Source organism: Pectobacterium sp. S5, assembly GCF_051707265.1.
Classification (GTDB): domain Bacteria; phylum Pseudomonadota; class Gammaproteobacteria; order Enterobacterales; family Enterobacteriaceae; genus Pectobacterium; species Pectobacterium polare.
In genome coordinates, this window is sequence record NZ_JAULSZ010000008.1 from 1 (window position 1) to 17,885 (window position 17,885).

Genomic DNA, 17,885 nt, shown 5'->3' on the forward strand with positions numbered 1-17,885 from the left:
TTGGGTTAATGTTCGGCTTAAAAAAGAATTTACCTGGCGGCGATAGCGCGGTGGTCCCACCTGACCCCATGCCGAACTCAGAAGTGAAACGCCGTAGCGCCGATGGTAGTGTGGGGCTTCCCCATGTGAGAGTAGGGAACTGCCAGGCATCAATTTATACAGGTGCGCTGATATGGCTCAGTTGGTAGAGCGCACCCTTGGTAAGGGTGAGGTCCCCAGTTCGACTCTGGGTATCAGCACCAGTTATTTGGGTTAATGTTCGGCTTAAAAAAGAATTTACCTGGCGGCGATAGCGCGGTGGTCCCACCTGACCCCATGCCGAACTCAGAAGTGAAACGCCGTAGCGCCGATGGTAGTGTGGGGCTTCCCCATGTGAGAGTAGGGAACTGCCAGGCATCAAATTAAGCAGTAAGCCGGAGCGATCTGGTGGTTGTAGAGAAATTCGGTGGAGCGGTAGTTCAGTTGGTTAGAATACCTGCCTGTCACGCAGGGGGTCGCGGGTTCGAGCCCCGTCCGTTCCNCGATACGTTGAGCTAACCAGTACTAATGACCCGAGAGGCTTAACCTTACAACACCGAAGGTGTTTTGAGACGACTCAAAAAACAATACTCAGCTTGTTCAAAGATTGGTTCTGATGGTTGTGCGAGCGCGTAAGCAACGTATAACGGTTAGAATGAAACAGAATTTGCCTGGCGGCGATAGCGCGGTGGTCCCACCTGACCCCATGCCGAACTCAGAAGTGAAACGCCGTAGCGCCGATGGTAGTGTGGGGCTTCCCCATGTGAGAGTAGGGAACTGCCAGGTTTCAATTAAGATAAAAGGCCATCCTTAACGGGATGGCCTTTTATTTATTTCTATTTCAGGATAGTAAACTCTTCTTTTTACCTGAATAGACTCGCTTATCTTCTTATTAACCCACCTCATAATAACGTCCTGTTTGTTACTGCTTTATTTATCCGTGTTTCATTTAAGGGTAATAAAAGCACTGTTTGCGTTGTTACATTAATAAATTATTACAATCAGGAACTTTTTGCCTCAGGGTTTAAGTGCTGCTTTACTATAGCGGGCATCGTTTTATGCCCGGAAAAACAGGAGAATAAAATAGGATGACTGATCTAACGGAAAATGCAAAAGATACGCGTCAGCGTATCCGAGCTATAGTTGGCGCTTCATCGGGTAATTTGGTTGAGTGGTTTGATTTTTATGTTTATTCCTTTTGCTCAATCTATTTTGCCCATATCTTTTTCCCTTCGGGAAATACCACTACTCAATTACTACAAACCGCAGGGGTTTTTGCAGCAGGCTTTTTAATGAGACCGATAGGCGGTTGGCTTTTCGGTTACATTGCAGACAAGCATGGTCGTAAAAATTCAATGCTAATTTCGGTTTGCATGATGTGTTTTGGATCTCTGGTTATTGCATGTTTACCGGGATATGAAACCATTGGCACCTGGGCTCCTTTTTTACTGCTATTAGCCCGTTTATTTCAGGGGCTTTCTGTCGGTGGGGAATACGGCACCAGTGCAACGTATATGAGTGAAGTTGCCGTTGAGGGAAGGAAGGGGTTCTATGCTTCTTTCCAGTATGTCACGCTGATTGGCGGTCAATTGCTGGCGCTGTTAGTCGTTGTGATATTACAACAGGTTCTGAGTGATGAGGATCTGCGGGCGTGGGGATGGCGTATTCCTTTTGCTCTCGGTGCTGTTTTGGCGATTGTTGCGCTTTATTTACGTCGCTCTTTGAATGAAACCTCTGATAAAACAACCCGCGGACATAAAGATGCTGGCTCGCTTGCGGGTTTGTGGAAACATCGTCGCGCTTTTATTACCGTACTGGGTTTTACGGCCGGTGGTTCTTTAGCTTTTTATACGTTTACCACTTACATGCAAAAGTATCTGGTGAATACGGCCGGAATGGATGCGAAAACAGCTAGCGGATTAATGACCCTCGCACTGTTTATCTTTATGCTGCTGCAGCCGTTCTTTGGTGCGATGTCGGATAAGATTGGCCGTCGTAGCTCAATGCTCTGTTTCGGCGGATTTGCGGCATTGCTGACAGTTCCCATTCTGACGGTGCTACAGAGTGTGACGAGCCCTGTTATTGCCTTCTCGCTAGTCATGCTTTCACTGATCATTGTCAGTTTCTACACGTCTATCAGCGGCATTTTAAAAGCAGAAATGTTCCCGCCTGAAGTCCGGGCGTTGGGCGTCGGCTTATCTTATGCCGTTGCTAATGCGCTATTTGGTGGTTCGGCTGAGTATGTTGCACTTTCGCTGAAATCGTTTGGTATGGAAACGGCTTTCTTCTGGTACGTCTCAGTGATGGGGGCGATTGCGTTTATTGTGTCATTGACGCTGCATCGCAGAGGTAAGGGAATGAAGCTTTAGTTTTCAGATCGCTGCCATAACACCTGGCCGGTAGTTGCACCAGCCAGGTTCCAAAAGAACAATAAAAAACCTCGGCTTCCGAGGTTTTTTTAAAGCAGAGCACAGGCCTTAGAGGATACGACTGATGAGTCGATCGATACGGATACGGCGCAGACGTCGTATCAGCTTGCGGACTTTCACTGGATATTGCGCAATGCTCTCCAGTTCCATATAGCTTGTTACGACGTGGGTGTGTGTCCTGATTGTGTCCAGTTCGTCCAGACGCTGCTGCAATAGAACCTTCTGAGGATCGTGAATCAGGATGGCATTTTCCAGATCAAGACGCCATGCGCGCGGGTTAAGGTTATTCCCCGTCAACAGTTGCCACTTGTCGTCTACCCACATACCTTTCAGATGGAAGCTGTTATCGCCGTCTTTCCATAGCCGTACAACAAGCTGCTGGTTCTCAATGTAGCGCTCCAGACGACTCAGGAAACGGCGAAGGTTGATCTCATAGAGATACGGTAACGCGCCGATGATTTTGAAAGGCTGATCTTCTGGAATATAGAAGTCGTTAGCTGTCTTATCACCGATAATAATTTCTACTTTTTTACCGTCTCGTAATAGCCGGATAATATTTCTCACCAGCAGCGCTGGCAGGTTGAAATACGGGGTACAGATAACCACATGCTCATCAGCGCAATACATCAGGTGATGTATGGTCTTATTCAGCGGACTTTGTTTTCCTAACCCGACCAGTGGCGTGACGGTTAACTCGTTCGCGTCCGCGCTGTGTTCCGGGGCTTGATAATTGGCAGTACGCAACGTTTGGCGGAACTGCTTAATATCATTTTTGATTTCCAGACTCTTCGGGCGGTCGGTATGATCCAACCGCTGTACTGCCGGAGCCGACAGCATGGTCTGGATATATTGCACCATCGTATCGGCCAATGCCGGATTATGAATCAGCTGATAGCGGTCATAACGGTATTTTTGATGTTGGTGCAGATAAACATCATTCAGGCTTGCCCCGCTGTAGATGACCGTGTCATCGACAATGAAGCCTTTCAGGTGCAGCACGCCCAAGGCTTCGCGCGTGTTGACAGGAATACCATAGATAGGGAAATGCGTGTCTGGATGTTTTTTCGCCATATCGCAATACCAATCGGCATTGGTATTTTCTGCCACTGCGCCGATCCTGCCGCGCTGAGCACGATGCCAGTCTACCAGAACACGGACATCCAGCTCTGGGCACTGCCGTTTGGCTTCATAAATTGCGGATAGAACCCCCATGCCGCCATCATCGCGCTCAAGATATAACGCCACGATATAGATGCGTTTTTTAGCACTCAAAATGGCGTTAATCAGCGTCGTGCGGAAAAGCTCAGGCGAATGCAACGTCTGAACATCATCTGCGTTTTGAGGAATTCTGGGCAGTTGTGCAAGGTGCTGTTGGTATTTATTGCGTTTAAAATTTGACAGCATCACAGTGCGTTTCTTCTCTCATCAGTTTATACCCACCATACTTCGAACTGAATTAGGGTATATGACCTTCTGGTCATTATCAAAAGTTAAGGAGTAGCCGAATGGGCGATAATACCATTACTTTCCGGCTGTTGTGAGTCTGTTTTGCCATTGAATCGGTATCACAATTCCCGTTGCAAGAGCCATGTCACGTCTTGCTATCAATTCTTCAGCGGCAATTCCAGTGTCACAATTCCCTCTTCTAATTGTACGTCGATGTGAAAACCGAGCTTTTTGGACAGTTGGATCATGCCTTGATTATGCGGCATGGTGATGCCAGTCAAGCGGGAGAGACCATGCGCTTTGGCGTAATCAATCAGCTTTTCCAACAGACGTCTGCCAAGGCCCAGCCCTTTTAGATCGGATCGCACCAGCACGGCAAATTCCGCATCCGTATTATCCGGATCGGAAATCGCACGCGTCACGCCAATAATCTCAGTCTCCTCACCGAGCTGGCGCACGGCAACGAATGCCATCTCACGATCGTAGTCAATTTGTGTCATATTGGCTAAGTCTTCGTGAGTAAATTCATTAATTTCGCTGAAATAACGGTAATACAGGTCTTCTTTCGTCACTCTTGCAATGAACGAACTGAGCTGCGGTTCATCTTCCGGCAAAATTGGCCGGAACAGACAGCTATCACCATTTTTGAGGGTAACCGTTTCTTCCAGCTCGTGTGGATAAGGGCGGATTGCCAGCCTTGACTGCGGATCGCCACTGAACGGCGTCAGATGCAGCGTGACATCCAGCAGCGTAAAGGTGTCCCCTGACGCCAGCAGAGGATGAATATCGAGCCGGGAAATTTCAGGGCAGTCGAGAATCAGGTTGGATACCTGAACCAGTAAGCGGCTGAGTGCGGGAATGTCCAGCGGACGCAGCGCGCTGTATTCCCGAATTTTGCCGCCTTTTACCGCTTGCAGCACCAAATAGCGGGCCAGCGTCATATTCAGCGGCGGCAGGGCGACGGCAGCCTGTTTTTCTCGCCACTCAACACCGCCTTCGCCCAACATAATCAGCGGGCCGAAAACGGGATCTTGTTCGACGGCAATCCTAAGCTCCTGCGCACCAGCGCGATTTGCCATGCTCTGCACTAACAGGCCGTAAATGCGTGCCTGTGGGTAGGTGCGTTTCACTCGGTCAAGAATGGCATCTGCCGCCTGCTGGACTTCTCTCGCGGTTCGCAGGTATAGCATGACGCCCTGAACTTCCGATTTATGCGGAATATCTGGCGATCTCAGCTTAATCGCGACTGGGTAGCCAATTTGCTCGGCGATATGGACGGCTTCCGCGCTGTCGCCTGCAATCCAGGTGGGTAACGTATCCAAACCGTAGGCTTGCAGGATCGGCTGAACTTCATGCGTGTCGAGCTGCGTCACGCCGTCTGACAGCGCCTGATGAATCAGCGCATGTGCCTGACTGGCGTTGATGCCTAAATTCAGCGGTAGCGCCGGAGTTTCCTTTAGCTGTTTCTGATTACGTCGATATTCGACGGTATGCATAAATGCCGTGACCGCGCCTTCCGGCGTGCGATAGGTCGGAATGCCTGCGTCGTTAAACAAACGTCGTGCTTCCTGCGAGGAGAACTCACCGCACCAGTTGGTCAGCAGCGTAATTCTTTTCCCACGCGGATGCTGTTGGAAGAGCGTGATTAGCTGAGCTGCACTATCGGTGCCGGGTGCGGCGGCGCTGGGCGCGTGAATGATTAAGAGCGCATCGACTTCATCACTGTCCAGTAATACTGAGACCGCTGCCAGATAGCGAGCCGCAGTTGCGTCATCACGCAGATCGAGCGGATTGCCGATCGTGACGGTCGGTGGCAACGCTTCCTGTAGCGCTTGTTGAGTCGCCTCGCTGAGCTGTGCCAGCTTGCCTTGTCGACTGAGGAGCTGATCCAACGCCTGTGCAGCGGGTGATGCGCCGTTGCTCACCAGCATCAAGCGTTCACCGCGCAGCGGTCGCAGGTGGCTTAAGGTTTCTACCGCAGAAAAAAGCTCATGCGTATCCCGTACCCGCAACAAACCTGCACGTTGAATTGCTGCATCGTAGGCGGCATCCAGACCGTGGCGCTGGTCATTCAGCAACTGCTGCGCCTGCTGGCTGCGCCCGCTTTTTATCACCAGTATCGGTTTATTCCGGGATGCGCTACGAGAAGCGGAAAGAAAGCGGCGCGCATCGCTGATATGTTCCAGATGCAGCAGAATCGCACTGGTTTTTCCATCGCGTGCCAGAAAATCTAACAGGTCGTCGACATCGATATCCAGGCTGTCGCCCAGAGCGATGAAATAGGAAAAGCCAATACCGCGCTGCTGCGCCCAGTCCAGTATCGTGTTGGATACGGCGGCCGACTGCGAAATGAATGCCAGCTTGCCTTTCATAATCGGGACAGGGGAGAAACTGGCATTCAGGCCTTGCCAGGGCGCGAGTAGCCCGAGGCTGTTGGGGCCAAGCAGGCGCATGTGGTAGCGTACGGCGCAGGCCTTTAATTCGCTGAACTGAGTTGGCGGTGCGGAGAGGATGATGACCGTTTTGCAACCTTTCTGTCCCAGATCTTCTAACAGCGTGAGATTACGGCTGGCGTTGGTGCAAATCACGGCAAGGTCGGGCGTCATCGGCAGGCTGGCGACCGTCGGGTAGGCCAGCACGCCGCAAACGGCACGATACTTCGGTGTAACAGGCAGCACGGGGCCGCTGAAATGGCCGTCCAGCAAGTTTTTCATCATCAGAAAGCCGGCTCTTCCCGGTTTTTCTGACGCGCCGAGAACGGCAATAGACTTAGGGCGTAACAGTGCTTCCAATCCGCGCTGGCTCATGCGTCACTCCTTCAGATCAATCCCCTTTGATACTAAACGCTTTCTGCCGCTTGTGCTGTGACGGTGGGTAAATTTTCCCTCAAGCTGTGATGCGGTTTCCCTGCCAGATAGTGTCGTCGGAAACGGTCAAAATGCTGTGATAGCGCGTCTGCCGCGACGATATCTCCCGCCTGTGCGAGCAAGGCGATGGCAATTTCGGCAGTGCAGTGCTGTCCCGCGCTGCTGGCTTCACGCAGTTGATAGCGGGACAGTGCCTCTACATTCAGCGACAGGATCGGCAGGTTGTCCAGATAAGGGCTTTTGCGGAACATTTTACGCGCTTCCGGCCAGGTACCGTCGAGTAAGACAAATAGCGCAGGCTTTTCCGTTGCGGGAAGCTGGTGAAACACCTGACGTCCTTCTTCCGCTGCATCGGCAAGGAAAACCAGATACGGCTGAACGTCCGGGTTTTGCAGAGTAGCAAGCAACTCGGGATCGGGCTCGGTGCGTGACCAGCGAAACGCCTGCGTCTCAGGAAGAATATCGGCGATAAGACGTCCAGTATTGCTCGGCTTTAACGGTTCGGTATCAAACATTACCAGACAGACGCGGCTGCGTGACTCCTGCGCCTGAATAGTGTGGCACAGGCAGTTAATGGCGGGTAATAAACACTGCTGACAGCGTACTACGCGGCTGCCGCGGGCGAGGAACGGTTTGGTTGACTGCTCAAGACGTTGCTGGCGCAGGCGGAGTACGGCATTGTCCGTGAGGGGACGGTTAACCATTAAAGGATGGTTGATCATGAAATAGATGACGCCATGAGATTCTGCAACGAACCGGCTTCTTTCTCATCATTGAGAAGCCGATTCAGAAAGGCGACATTCTAATCGACAGGCGAGTTGACCAAAAGAGGCGAGGCAATAATACCCGTCATACTTCAAGTTGCATGTGCGTTGGCTTCACTCAGTCACCCGAATCACTTACTCAAGTAAGCTCATCGGGATGAAATGAGAGACATCCTGTCTCTCACCGGAGGCCAGCCGTTGGCTGGTCAAATTCGTTCCCGACGAATTTGTCCCTCGCTTGCCGCGTTACGAGGCCCATACATGTGCCTCGCCCTAAAGGGCCAACGCTTTGCGTTGTTCAAAACGTTAACGTTTTGTCCTGAAACTCGAATTATTTAGGGTATACGGTAATTCTACAGTGATTCGTCCAGCCAGCTCTCGAACTGTGCTTTTGGCAGCGCGCCGTTGAGGATGTCGGCCATCTGACCCTGTTTGAAGATCATGAGGGTTGGAATGCTGCGGATGCGGAAACGTGCGCTGAGTGCCGGTTCGGCTTCGGTATTGACCTTAATAAAGCGGATTTTCCCGCTACGCTCCTGCGCGACGTTTTCAAACACCGGAGCAAAGTTGATGCAGGGGCCGCACCAAGGGGCCCAGAAATCGATCACGACGGGAAGATCGTCCTGTAACAGCTTATCAAGCGTCGCTTCTGTGGCATTGGTAACGTCACCGCTGAATAAGGTTTCTCCGCAACGACCACACTTTGCATGGTCATCAACACGCTCTTCTGGCAGGCGATTGGTTGTTTGGCAAGATCCACATACCGTATTCATAACAGGGCCTCAGATAAAAGGGCTAAAATAGAGATGTCGCTGATAAAATGCACGCAATGCGGCATTGGAAAGTCAACGGCATGTTGCTTAAGCGTGAATAAATTATGGTGGGGAGACATTATGGCAACAACGTGGTTTGCCCAATAGCTACAATAGCTTCTGACTGTTAGCGCTCTTTTACCACAAGCGTGTGGCTAAGCGGGTGTACATAAGGTAATCTTCGCGCCCAGCGCGTAGGTGGAGAAAACAATGAGCGATTCATTCAATAGTAAAAGCGGCAAAGTCCGTGTGATGTACGTCCGTAGTGATGATGAGGGCGAGAAAGAGAATAAAAACAAGCGCCCAGCTGACAAAGATCGCCGTGGCGATCGGCGTGATGGCGGTGGCTCTCGCGATCAACGCGAAAAGCCGAAGCATCCGCGTGATGTTAACCCGCGCTATGCCCGGGAAAATCCGTCCCGCGACGGCGATAGCAATGCGAAATCGCCTTGGGGCAATAAAGATCGTAACGAACGCAGCGGTGATAAGCCTCGCCGCCCGCGTGGCGACGATACCGGTGGTTATGAATCACCGTGGAAAACCGTGTCTCGTGCGCCAAGCGACAGCGAAACGCCGGATCATGGTGGTATCACTGGCAAGAGCCATATCGATCCTGAGCAACTGCGTCGTCAGCGTCAGGAAGAAACACGTGTCTATGGCGAAAATGCCTGTCAGGCACTGTTTAAAAACCGCTCTGAGGTGATTGTTCGTGCCTGGTTCCTGCAAGAAGTGACACCGCGTTTCCGCGATGCACTGCGCTGGATGGCAGCAAACCGCAAGGCTTACCACGTTGTGGAAGAAGACGAGCTGGTTAAGGCTTCCGGCACCGAGCACCACGGCGGCGTTTGTTTCCTGATTAAAAAGCGTCAGGGAATGGATGTGCGTGAGTACCTGAAAACGGCTGGTGAGCAAGACTGTGTACTGGCGCTGGAAGATGTGGGTAACCCGCATAACCTCGGCGGCATTATGCGCAGCTGCGCGCATTTCGGCGTGAAAGGTGTGCTGGTGCAGGATGCGGCGCTGCTGGAATCCGGCGCTGCCGTGCGTACGGCGGAAGGCGGTGCGGAACACGTTAAAGCGATTAATGCTGACGATTTCCTGTCCGTGCTGGCGGAATTCCGTAACGCAGGCTATACCATCGTGACCACCTCCAGCCATAAAGGCACGGCATTGTCGCAAGCAACGCTTCCGGCGAAAACTGTGATCGTGCTGGGTCAGGAAGGTGATGGTCTGTCGGATAGCGCCTGGCAACAGGGGGACGTAAAAGTCTCTATCGGCGGTACCGGTAAGGTGGAAAGCCTGAATATTTCGGTCGCAACGGGCATTTTGCTGTCCGAGTGGTGGCGACAGAACCAGGCCTGATATCACGCGTCGACGCTCAGGGAGAATTCGCTCCCTGAGTAGGTGCAACCACGGATGAGAGGACGACTGATGAAGCAGAAAGTTATCGCGGTATCATTGCTGTTGGGTACATTGCTGGTAAGCGGTTGCAGTTCGTTGCCGCACTCGTCCGTTGCCGCTAAGCCAGCCGCTGATGCGTGCTTGGTTGGCGACAAACAGGTGCAGACCACGCTTTATTTTGGTTTGAATCGTCCCGCTGGCCCGGTGATTTCAGATGCCGAGTGGAAAGCGTTTTTGGATGGTGACGTTACGCCACGTTTTAAAGACGGGCTGACAGTGTTTGATGCCAAAGGACAATGGCTGGGGAACGATGGCGTAGTTGCCCGAGAGAACAGCAAGGCGCTGATGTTGATTCACGGCCCCGATCGGGAGCGTGATATTGAAGCGCTGCGCACCATCTACAAATCACGTTTCGCGCAGGAATCCGTCATGCGGATTGATGCACCCGTCTGCGTCGCTTTCTGATTTTTTCATCAGCCCCTTTTCAGGGGCTGATTATTTTCAATCTATATGATTTTCAATATATAAGTATTACAGCACCAGTCCCGCCACTGCCGCAGACAGTAAACTCACCAGCGTAGAACCATAAACCAGCTTCAGGCCGAAGCGCGATACCACGTTGCCCTGTGCTTCATTCAGCCCTTTGATAGCACCCGCGATAATGCCGATTGACGCGAAGTTGGCGAAGGAAATCAGGAATACGGACAGAATCCCCAGACCGCGTGGTGACATCTCTGCCGCGATCTTCTTCAGTTCGATCATGGCAACGAATTCATTCGCCACCAGCTTGGTCGCCATGATGCTGCCCGCGTTCAAAATATCGGAAGATGGAATACCGATCAGCCAGGCTAACGGTGAAAAGACGTAGCCCATAATCGCCTGGAAGCTAATGCCGAAGACGGTGCTGAACAGCGCATTCACGGCGGCAATCAAGGCCACGAAGCCGATCAACATCGCCATGATAATCATCGCCACTTTAAAACCGGCAAGAATGTATTCCCCCAGCATTTCAAAGAAGCTTTGGTCTTCATGCAGCTTTTCCAGCTTCAGTTCTGGTTCGTCGTCAGGCTGGTAAGGGTTGATGATCGACAGAATGATAAAGGTGCTGAACATATTCAGAATCAGCGCCGCAACGACGTATTTGGCGTCCAGCATGGTCATGTAGGCGCTGATAATCGACATGGACACGGTCGACATCGCCGTCGCAGCCATCGTGTACATCCGCCGTGGCGACATGTCGGCGAGGATGCCCTTATAGACGATAAAATTCTCTGACTGCCCGAGCATCAGCGTACTCACGGCGTTAAACGACTCCAGTTTCCCCATCCCGTTCACCTTGGACAGCAGAGTACCGATGCCTGTGATAATCAGCGGCAAAATTCGCCAGTGCTGCAAAATGCCGATCAGCGCAGAAATAAAGACGATAGGGCAGAGCACGTTGAGGAAGATAAAGGAAAGTCCCTGCGCGTTCATCCCACCAAACACAAAGTCCGTTCCTTGATTAGCAAAAGATAATAGCTTTTCAAACAAACCGGCAAAGGCGCTAATCGCGTTAAGCCCGATGCTGGAATGTAAAAGGAAATAGGCCAGCAAAATTTCAATCACCAGCAGTTGCACAATAAAGCGCAGTCGGATGCGTTTTCTGTCGTGACTGACGAGCAGTGCCAGCAAAAAAATGGCTGCCGTTGCCAAAATGAAATGTAAAACCTGTGACATAAAAGAACCACTTAATCCCCGAATAAAAGAGGCGCATTGTAAGCGGAATGTGAAAATATGTTTATCCCGAATCTGTAAATCCTTATTCGCTACAGCGCTATAGAAGGGGGGAATGTCTTCGGGTCATCAGGGGACGGTGGGAAGGGGATAAGAGGATTCCCCTTCGGCCCGTTGCTGGCAGAAGGGGAAAGAAAGCTTACGGCGAGTTAGTGCGCGCCGCCGCCTCCACCGCCAGTGGTAAAGGGCGGTTTAGCGAACCAGACCAGCACCAGCAGGACCAAAAATACGGCTGCCGCGGCCCAGAAGATTTCGTTGGCGGAAATAATCAGCCCCTGTGCGGTAATCTGCTCTGCGATGTAGGCTGAAGCCTGCGTTTGGCTCATCCCCATCGCTTGAAGCTGTTGGTACGTTTCCTGCGCTATCGGATTATAGGGCGTGATAGATTCCGTCAGGTGCGCATGGTGTAGCGATTCGCGCTGCGTCCAGAGCGTGGTGGTCAGCGATGTCCCGATCGAGCCCGCCAGCGTTCGGGTAAAGTTCGACAGGCTCGATGCTGCCGCCAAACGTTCCGGCGGAAGACCCGACAGCGTGATGGTCGTCAGCGGCATGAAGAAGCAGGCGACGGCAAACCCCTGAACGAACTGCGGCCAGGCCGATGCACCGAAATCCATGCCCGGCTCGAAGGTGTACGCTCGCCAGTAGAAACAGACGGCGTACATGATAAAGCTGAACGTCACCAGTTTGCGCATATCCAGACGCGGCGCAAATCGACCAATGATCGGCGACAGCACCACCGGCATCAACCCAACCGGTGCGGATGCCAGCCCCGCCCAGGTGGCGGTATAGCCATACACCTCCTGCAACAGCTGCGGCAAGAGCACGATCGCCCCGAAGTAAAACATGTAGGCAAGGCTGATACACAGGCAGCCAATGGTGAAGTTGCGCGATTTAAACAGCGACAAATCCACTACCGGGTGGTCGTCCGTTAGCTCCCAGACAATCAGGAACGCGATTGCAATCACCGCCACCACGGTCAGGGTGATGATTTCCGTCGAGTTAAACCAGTCCAGCTCTTTGCCCCGGTCGAGCATCATCTGAAGGCTACCGATGCCGACAACCAACAACGCCAGCCCGATGGTATCGATGGGCCTGATCTCGGTTTTGGTTTCCCGCCCGCGCAGCGTTTGCATGGCAATGAACACCACGGCGATGCCCAGAGGGACGTTGATGAAGAATATCCAGCCCCAGTGATAGTTGTCGCTAATCCAGCCGCCCAGAATCGGGCCACAGATCGGCGCGACGACCACCGTCATCGACCACAGCGCCAGTGCGATGCTGCGTTTTGCAGGGGGATAATTACTTAACAACAGACTCTGCGACAGCGGGATCAGCGGCCCGGCGACAATCCCCTGCAACACGCGGGCGAAAATCAGCATTTCCAGGCTGGTGGACATTCCGCACAGCCAGGACGTCAGGGCGAAGAGTGCCGTTGACCACAAAAACAGGCGGACTTCACCAAATCGTTTGGCTAGCCAGCCGGTGATAGGAATAGAGATGGCGTTAGCGACCCCGAACGAGGTGATGACCCACGTTCCCTGTGAGTTGGACGCACCCAGATTACCGGCGATGGTCGGAATAGCGACGTTGGCGATGGTGGAGTCCAGCACCTGCATAAACGTTGCCAGCGACAGAGCAACGGTCATCCAGGCCAGACTCGCGCCTTTAAGCGGTTCTCTCTGCACGTTTCTCTCCTGCCCGATTAACCGGCGTTCGCCTGAATAATGGCGCTGATTTCCTGATTAACAGGTGTGAGATCCAACGTCAGAGCATCACTTTGGTAGGCCGGCGTGGTGCGTGAGGTCTCTGCTAACGCGCTGCCTTCGGTATTAGCGGTATCGACATTAACCAGCGCGGACAGACCGATACGCAACGGATGTTCGGCGACCTGCTTCGGATCGATCTCAATACGCACGGGCAGGCGCTGCACGACCTTGATCCAGTTGCCGGTGGCGTTCTGAGCAGGCAACAGAGAGAACGCGCTACCGGTACCCATATCGAGGCCGACTACTTTTCCCTGATATACAACATCGTCACCATAGATATCCGCGATCACGGTAGCCGGTTGGCCGATACGCATATTGGCTAACTGCGTTTCTTTGAAGTTTGCATCGACCCACAGGTGATTGGCCGGAACGACGGCCATCAGTGCTGATGTCGAAGAGATACGCGCGCCAATCTGCACACTGCGGCGTGAGACATAGCCGTCAATCGGGCTGACGATTTTGGTGCGCTGTAGTGCCAGCCAGGCATCGCGCATTTCTACGGAGGCTTGCTGTATGGCGGGTTGCTTCTCAAGCGGCGTATCCAGAATCATTGCCTGATTCGCCTGATATTGCTGTCTGGCGACTTCCAGCGCGGCTTTGGCGGTCGCGACGGCATCACGAGCATGCTGCACTTCTTCACGCCCGATAGCATTGGCGCTGCCGAGTGCTTCCCGGCGGCTCAAGTCACTTTGTGCCTTGTTCAGCTCGGTCTGGCGCAGCTCAATATTGGCCTGATACTGCTTACTGTTGATGATCAACTGGTGCGTCTGGCGGACGCTGTTGGCCAGCCCGGTTTTCGCACGTTCAAACGCTTGCAGGGCATCGGTCGGATCTAACTCCACCAACACCTGTCCCTGCTTAACAAAATCGGTATTGTCGACGTTAACATGGGTGACGCTGCCGCTGACTTGCGCCATGATCTGAATCTGGTTGCCTGCGACGTAGGCGTCGTCGGTACTTTGGTGGTGTCTGAGCACCAGGAACCAGTAAACCAGCCAGGCACAGCCCAGCACGACGAAAATAAACGTCAGCAGTGATAACACGCGTTTGCGCTGCTGTTTTTTGTTTTTCTGTGGCGTCTGCGGCACCTGATTTTCCACACTTTCACTCATGCTGTTCTCTCTCTTTTTATTTTCTTTGTATCGGCTATCGCACCAGACAGAGCAGTCTGGCGATAGTCGCAATGAATTCATTTTGCTGTGCGGCCCGGGGGGCTTAAGGTCGCCCGCCCGGAGCGTGAGATTGCCGTTTTGCTAAGCCGCATATCGCGGTTGCGAAGAGGTTATGCCTATTTTTTGCAGCAAAACGCCTCCGCCCGATACATAAGCATCGGGTCATTCCGGGTGGAAAGGTGCTGACTATTGTTTTTTGTTGTTGTTTTTTCTGTTATTCGTTGACTGACTCGTCCATCTCATCCAGTCGGACTAGCATCTTTCTCATCAGGCTTTCGAGCTGCTTTTGCTCACCAGATTCAAGCACGGAGCAAAGCACATGGAGGCTATGGTGCTGCGGTGGAATCAGTTGACCAAGAAATGCTTTGCCTTCTTCCGTCAGATGCAGATGCAGACAGCGTCTGTCGCTACTGCTCTCGCGTCGTTCAATCCAGCCTCTTTTCTCCAGATCGTCGGCAATGCGCGTCGCATTGGTGCGTGACGATCCCAGTGCGGCACTGAGTTCAGAAGGCTGAATGCTATAAGACTCTTGAGATTCCAGCGTCAGCAATGCCATGAAGAGGGTTTCATTGATGCCCTGTTCTTTCAGCATTCTGTTTCTGTGTTCCAGGATTTTGCCCTGTACGTGCATGAATAAACGCAGCAATAGCACTTCCTGACGTGGGAAATCGGGCTTACGTGAAGCACGCAGGTCGAGCATTTGTTCTATAGGAGTGAATGAACTGTCCATTTTTTATATAAACCTCATTAATCACGGTGTGCATAGTAACTAATGTTACTAACTGGGTAAACGGCATTTAGGTGGGAAATTGTGCTTATTTCTGTGACAGAAAGTAAGCGGAGAATCTCTGAAAATGAAGTTTATTCACCACTTACTTTATTTAAATCAAAATGTTAACTGATAATTTACACTGCGAACTCAAAGCAGTTTAAAGGCAACGCCGTAGCAGAGCGCGCCCAGTAACGTCGATAAGACGATACTGCGAGTTTTATAAAAACAGGCGGTCAGCGTAATAAAGCCTACCAGCGTTGGCAGCAGCTTTTCGTGATGCGCGAGAATATCCGGCACGCTGGAAACAATCAGCAGCGCACAGATGGAAGCAATGCCGATGCTATCAAGCAACAGCGCTTTTTTACCGCGTTGCAGCGAACCGGAAGCGCGTGAGGCGCTCAGCCGTAGCGGCAGATAGCGGAAGAGGTAGTTCACCAGCCCGACAATCAGCCCGATAAGAATGACTTCTGTACTCATGCGTTCACCTGTGGCGTGGCAGGATTAACCAGCGAAGCCAGACAGCCGCTGAGAATGCCGAACAGTATTGCGGCCGGGATGGAGGAAAGCAGCAGACCAAGCAGCGCGCCCCCAAGTGCGCAGGCCACGACCAGACTCTGTTTCCGCCTGAAGGACGCGAGTAAAAAGCTCAGGAAAAGTGCGGGCAGCATGAAAGACAGCGCCGCTTCGACGGCAGGGTAATCATTCAGTGGGCCGTTACCGAACATGGCTCCGATCACCGTGCCGAGCACCCATGAAAGCCAAGCGAGCAGTGACACGCCCATCATCCAGTCTTCTGACCAGCGTCGGTTATCTTTCGCCAGACGGGTGGCGGCTGCGGCAAAGACTTCGTCCGTCAGACCGAACGCCCACAGCGCGGTTTTTCGGGTCGGTAGCCGTTGTGCAATGCGATGCCGTAATGCCGGCCCATACAGCACATGGCGGATATCCATCGCCATGACGGTCAACGCCGCTACCCAGATGGACATGCCTGCACTGAGCAGGGCGGTGATGACGAACTGGCTGGCCCCGGCGTAAATGATGCAAGAAAGGAAAATGCCTTCCAGCGGGGTAAATCCTAGTTTGACGGCGTTCATGCCAAACGCGAATGCCACGGGCATGTAGCCGATAACAATCGGCAGACTATCAAATACGCCTTCGCTAAAAGATGCAGATTTTGTCGGTGCAGATGGGGTTAATGTCTTCACTGGCTTGATATGTTTTGTTCTTAAAGGAAATTAACCGGTAACACTAGCAAAGCGTCACCGGAATTTCACGTTATTGCGTAACTGGCGTGATGGTTTTTGACGAAATGGTATCGGATGTAATTTTCTCGCGAGAAACTGTCTCAAATGAGACGATCTCAAGCGAGCGTGTTACAAATGCGAAGGTCTGTGTTGCAAATATGAAGGTCTATGAAGGCACTATAGCGCCGCCATCGCTTCCTGCGTTTCGTGATGATGGCTTCGCCACCACACCAGCAGGTTCAACAGACTGATAATGCCGCCTGCGGCACAGACGCCCAGCCAGCCCCACTGCTGGTAAGCTGATGCTGAAAGGAGCGAGCCCAGCGCACCGCCGATAAAATAGCTGGTCATGTAGCCTGATGTCAGGCGATTACGTGCTTCGGGCATCATACGGTAGATCACGCTCTGGTTGGTTACGTGTACGCCCTGAACCGCCAGATCCAGCACGATGATACCGATGAGCAGCGCCGCCACGGAGTGAATACCGAGCGCGATAAAGCCCCACGACAGCAAAAGCAGGATAATCCCCACGCTGGTGGTCGGCTTGGCTTTGCCCTGATCGACTAAACGCCCAGCGCGTGATGCTGCTAAGGCTCCGGCTGCACCAACCAGCCCGAACAGGCCGATAACCCCTTCGGAATAACCGTAGGGCGGTGAGGCCAGCAGGAAGGCCATTGACGTCCACAGAATGCTGAAATTGGCAAAGGACAGGCAGCCGAGGATGGCTCGCGTGCGCAGCAGCGGGGTGGTGGAGAACAGGCGGAAGATTGAGACGAGCAATTGCGGATAGTTCAGCGTGTTTTGCTGAGGAATCCGCGGCAATGCTCGCCACAGAATCAGCGCCATGATGACCATCAGCGTGCTGGCAAACCAGTACACAGTGCGCCAGTCACCGAGTGAAGCCAGTGCACCTGCGACGGTACGCGCCAGCAGAATCCCCAGCAGCAGGCCACTCATAATCGTTCCGACGACTTTACCGCGCGTTTCCGGCGTCGCCAGCGTTGCGGCCAGAGGCACCAGCAACTGCGCGACAACGGAGAACAGCCCGGTTAACGCCGTACCCGCAATCATTATCCAGAGCGTGGGCGCAGAGGCGGTGATCAGCATCCCGCCTGCGGCGAGTAGCGTCATGCCGACAATCAGCGTCCGGCGTTCAAACATGTCCCCTAGCGGCACCAAAAACAGCAGGCCGACGGCATAACCCAACTGCGCAGCGGTGACAATGAACCCCGCCTGATTAACGGAAAGCGCAAAGACTCTGGCAATGGTCTCCAGCAGCGGCTGGGCATAATAGTTACTGGCGACGGCAAGACCAGTCGCGACAGACATAATCAGGGTCAAAGACAGGCTAAGCCCTTGTTGCGGTTGGGGTGATACAGATTGTTGCTGAAGAGACATAGTGTGAACGTTAATATGATGTT

14 protein-coding genes, 2 tRNA genes and 3 rRNA genes are annotated in these 17,885 nt (G+C 52.7%); 8 read left to right on the forward strand and 11 right to left on the reverse strand.

Annotated features, from left to right (window positions below):
* Positions 1 to 32: 32 nt before the first annotated feature.
* The 6 genes from rrf (QWJ20_RS20390) (at position 33) to QWJ20_RS20415 (ending at position 2,387) form a co-directional block, all read left to right on the forward strand.
* Positions 33 to 148 (forward strand): 5S ribosomal RNA (gene rrf / locus QWJ20_RS20390).
* Positions 149 to 166: 18 nt separating this feature from the next.
* Positions 167 to 242: transfer RNA gene (locus QWJ20_RS20395), tRNA-Thr, on the forward strand.
* 37 nt (positions 243 to 279) lie between these two features.
* A 5S ribosomal RNA gene (gene rrf / locus QWJ20_RS20400) occupies positions 280 to 395 on the forward strand.
* A 52-nt stretch (positions 396 to 447) separates the two neighbouring features.
* Positions 448 to 520: transfer RNA gene (locus QWJ20_RS20405), tRNA-Asp, on the forward strand.
* Positions 521 to 688: 168 nt separating this feature from the next.
* Positions 689 to 804, forward strand: a 5S ribosomal RNA gene (gene rrf, locus QWJ20_RS20410).
* A gap of 302 nt (positions 805 to 1,106) precedes the next feature.
* Positions 1,107 to 2,387 carry an MFS transporter gene (locus QWJ20_RS20415; protein WP_095992750.1) on the forward strand — a complete coding sequence of 427 codons (1,281 nt, stop codon included), beginning with the start codon at positions 1,107 to 1,109 and terminating at the stop codon, positions 2,385 to 2,387.
* 108 nt (positions 2,388 to 2,495) lie between these two features.
* On the opposite strand, the gene pssA is transcribed toward QWJ20_RS20415, so the two are convergent.
* From pssA to trxC, 4 genes are all read right to left on the reverse strand, one after another.
* Positions 2,496 to 3,851 carry a CDP-diacylglycerol--serine O-phosphatidyltransferase gene (gene pssA, locus QWJ20_RS20420; RefSeq protein WP_109412982.1) on the reverse strand — a complete coding sequence of 452 codons (1,356 nt, stop codon included), beginning with the start codon at positions 3,849 to 3,851 and terminating at the stop codon, positions 2,496 to 2,498.
* A gap of 200 nt (positions 3,852 to 4,051) precedes the next feature.
* Positions 4,052 to 6,700 (reverse strand): bifunctional acetate--CoA ligase family protein/GNAT family N-acetyltransferase, encoded by a 2,649-nt coding sequence (locus tag QWJ20_RS20425; protein WP_433993343.1) that lies wholly within the window; start codon positions 6,698 to 6,700, stop codon positions 4,052 to 4,054.
* A gap of 32 nt (positions 6,701 to 6,732) precedes the next feature.
* A complete protein-coding gene (locus QWJ20_RS20430) occupies positions 6,733 to 7,482 on the reverse strand; it encodes a tRNA-uridine aminocarboxypropyltransferase (protein WP_404826138.1) in 750 nt (249 codons plus the stop codon).
* 395 nt (positions 7,483 to 7,877) lie between these two features.
* Positions 7,878 to 8,297, reverse strand: a complete 420-nt coding sequence (gene trxC / locus QWJ20_RS20435) for a thioredoxin TrxC (RefSeq protein WP_127158117.1) — start codon at positions 8,295 to 8,297, stop codon at positions 7,878 to 7,880.
* Between the two features lie 249 nt (positions 8,298 to 8,546).
* On the opposite strand from trxC, the gene QWJ20_RS20440 reads away from it, so the two are divergent.
* Together QWJ20_RS20440 and QWJ20_RS20445 are read left to right on the forward strand one after the other, a co-directional pair.
* Positions 8,547 to 9,698, forward strand: a complete 1,152-nt coding sequence (locus QWJ20_RS20440; protein ID WP_095992746.1) for a tRNA/rRNA methyltransferase — start codon at positions 8,547 to 8,549, stop codon at positions 9,696 to 9,698.
* Between the two features lie 69 nt (positions 9,699 to 9,767).
* The gene (locus QWJ20_RS20445; protein ID WP_095700415.1) at positions 9,768 to 10,202 is read left to right on the forward strand and encodes a DUF3574 domain-containing protein; all 435 of its coding nucleotides are present in this window, start codon (positions 9,768 to 9,770) and stop codon (positions 10,200 to 10,202) included.
* 66 nt (positions 10,203 to 10,268) lie between these two features.
* Here the strand turns inward: QWJ20_RS20445 and QWJ20_RS20450 are convergent, their stop codons facing one another.
* From QWJ20_RS20450 to QWJ20_RS20480, 7 genes are all read right to left on the reverse strand, one after another.
* The gene (locus QWJ20_RS20450; RefSeq protein WP_323637002.1) at positions 10,269 to 11,453 is read right to left on the reverse strand and encodes a NupC/NupG family nucleoside CNT transporter; all 1,185 of its coding nucleotides are present in this window, start codon (positions 11,451 to 11,453) and stop codon (positions 10,269 to 10,271) included.
* 206 nt (positions 11,454 to 11,659) lie between these two features.
* A complete protein-coding gene (gene emrB / locus QWJ20_RS20455; protein WP_095700413.1) occupies positions 11,660 to 13,195 on the reverse strand; it encodes a multidrug efflux MFS transporter permease subunit EmrB in 1,536 nt (511 codons plus the stop codon).
* Between the two features lie 17 nt (positions 13,196 to 13,212).
* Positions 13,213 to 14,388: a multidrug efflux MFS transporter periplasmic adaptor subunit EmrA gene (gene emrA / locus QWJ20_RS20460; RefSeq protein WP_095992744.1), complete on the reverse strand. Its 1,176-nt coding sequence runs from the start codon at positions 14,386 to 14,388 to the stop codon at positions 13,213 to 13,215.
* Positions 14,389 to 14,662: 274 nt separating this feature from the next.
* Positions 14,663 to 15,178, reverse strand: a complete 516-nt coding sequence (mprA, locus tag QWJ20_RS20465; protein WP_039487011.1) for a transcriptional repressor MprA — start codon at positions 15,176 to 15,178, stop codon at positions 14,663 to 14,665.
* Positions 15,179 to 15,367: 189 nt separating this feature from the next.
* The gene (gene ygaH / locus QWJ20_RS20470; RefSeq protein WP_039475517.1) at positions 15,368 to 15,697 is read right to left on the reverse strand and encodes an L-valine transporter subunit YgaH; all 330 of its coding nucleotides are present in this window, start codon (positions 15,695 to 15,697) and stop codon (positions 15,368 to 15,370) included.
* Positions 15,694 to 16,425, reverse strand: a complete 732-nt coding sequence (locus QWJ20_RS20475) for an AzlC family ABC transporter permease (protein WP_109412988.1) — start codon at positions 16,423 to 16,425, stop codon at positions 15,694 to 15,696. Before QWJ20_RS20475 ends, ygaH begins: the two co-directional genes overlap by 4 nt.
* Before the next feature lie 216 nt (positions 16,426 to 16,641).
* Complete coding sequence (locus QWJ20_RS20480; protein WP_095700410.1) at positions 16,642 to 17,862, reverse strand: MFS transporter; 1,221 nt, start codon at positions 17,860 to 17,862, stop codon at positions 16,642 to 16,644.
* Positions 17,863 to 17,885: the final 23 nt, after the last annotated feature.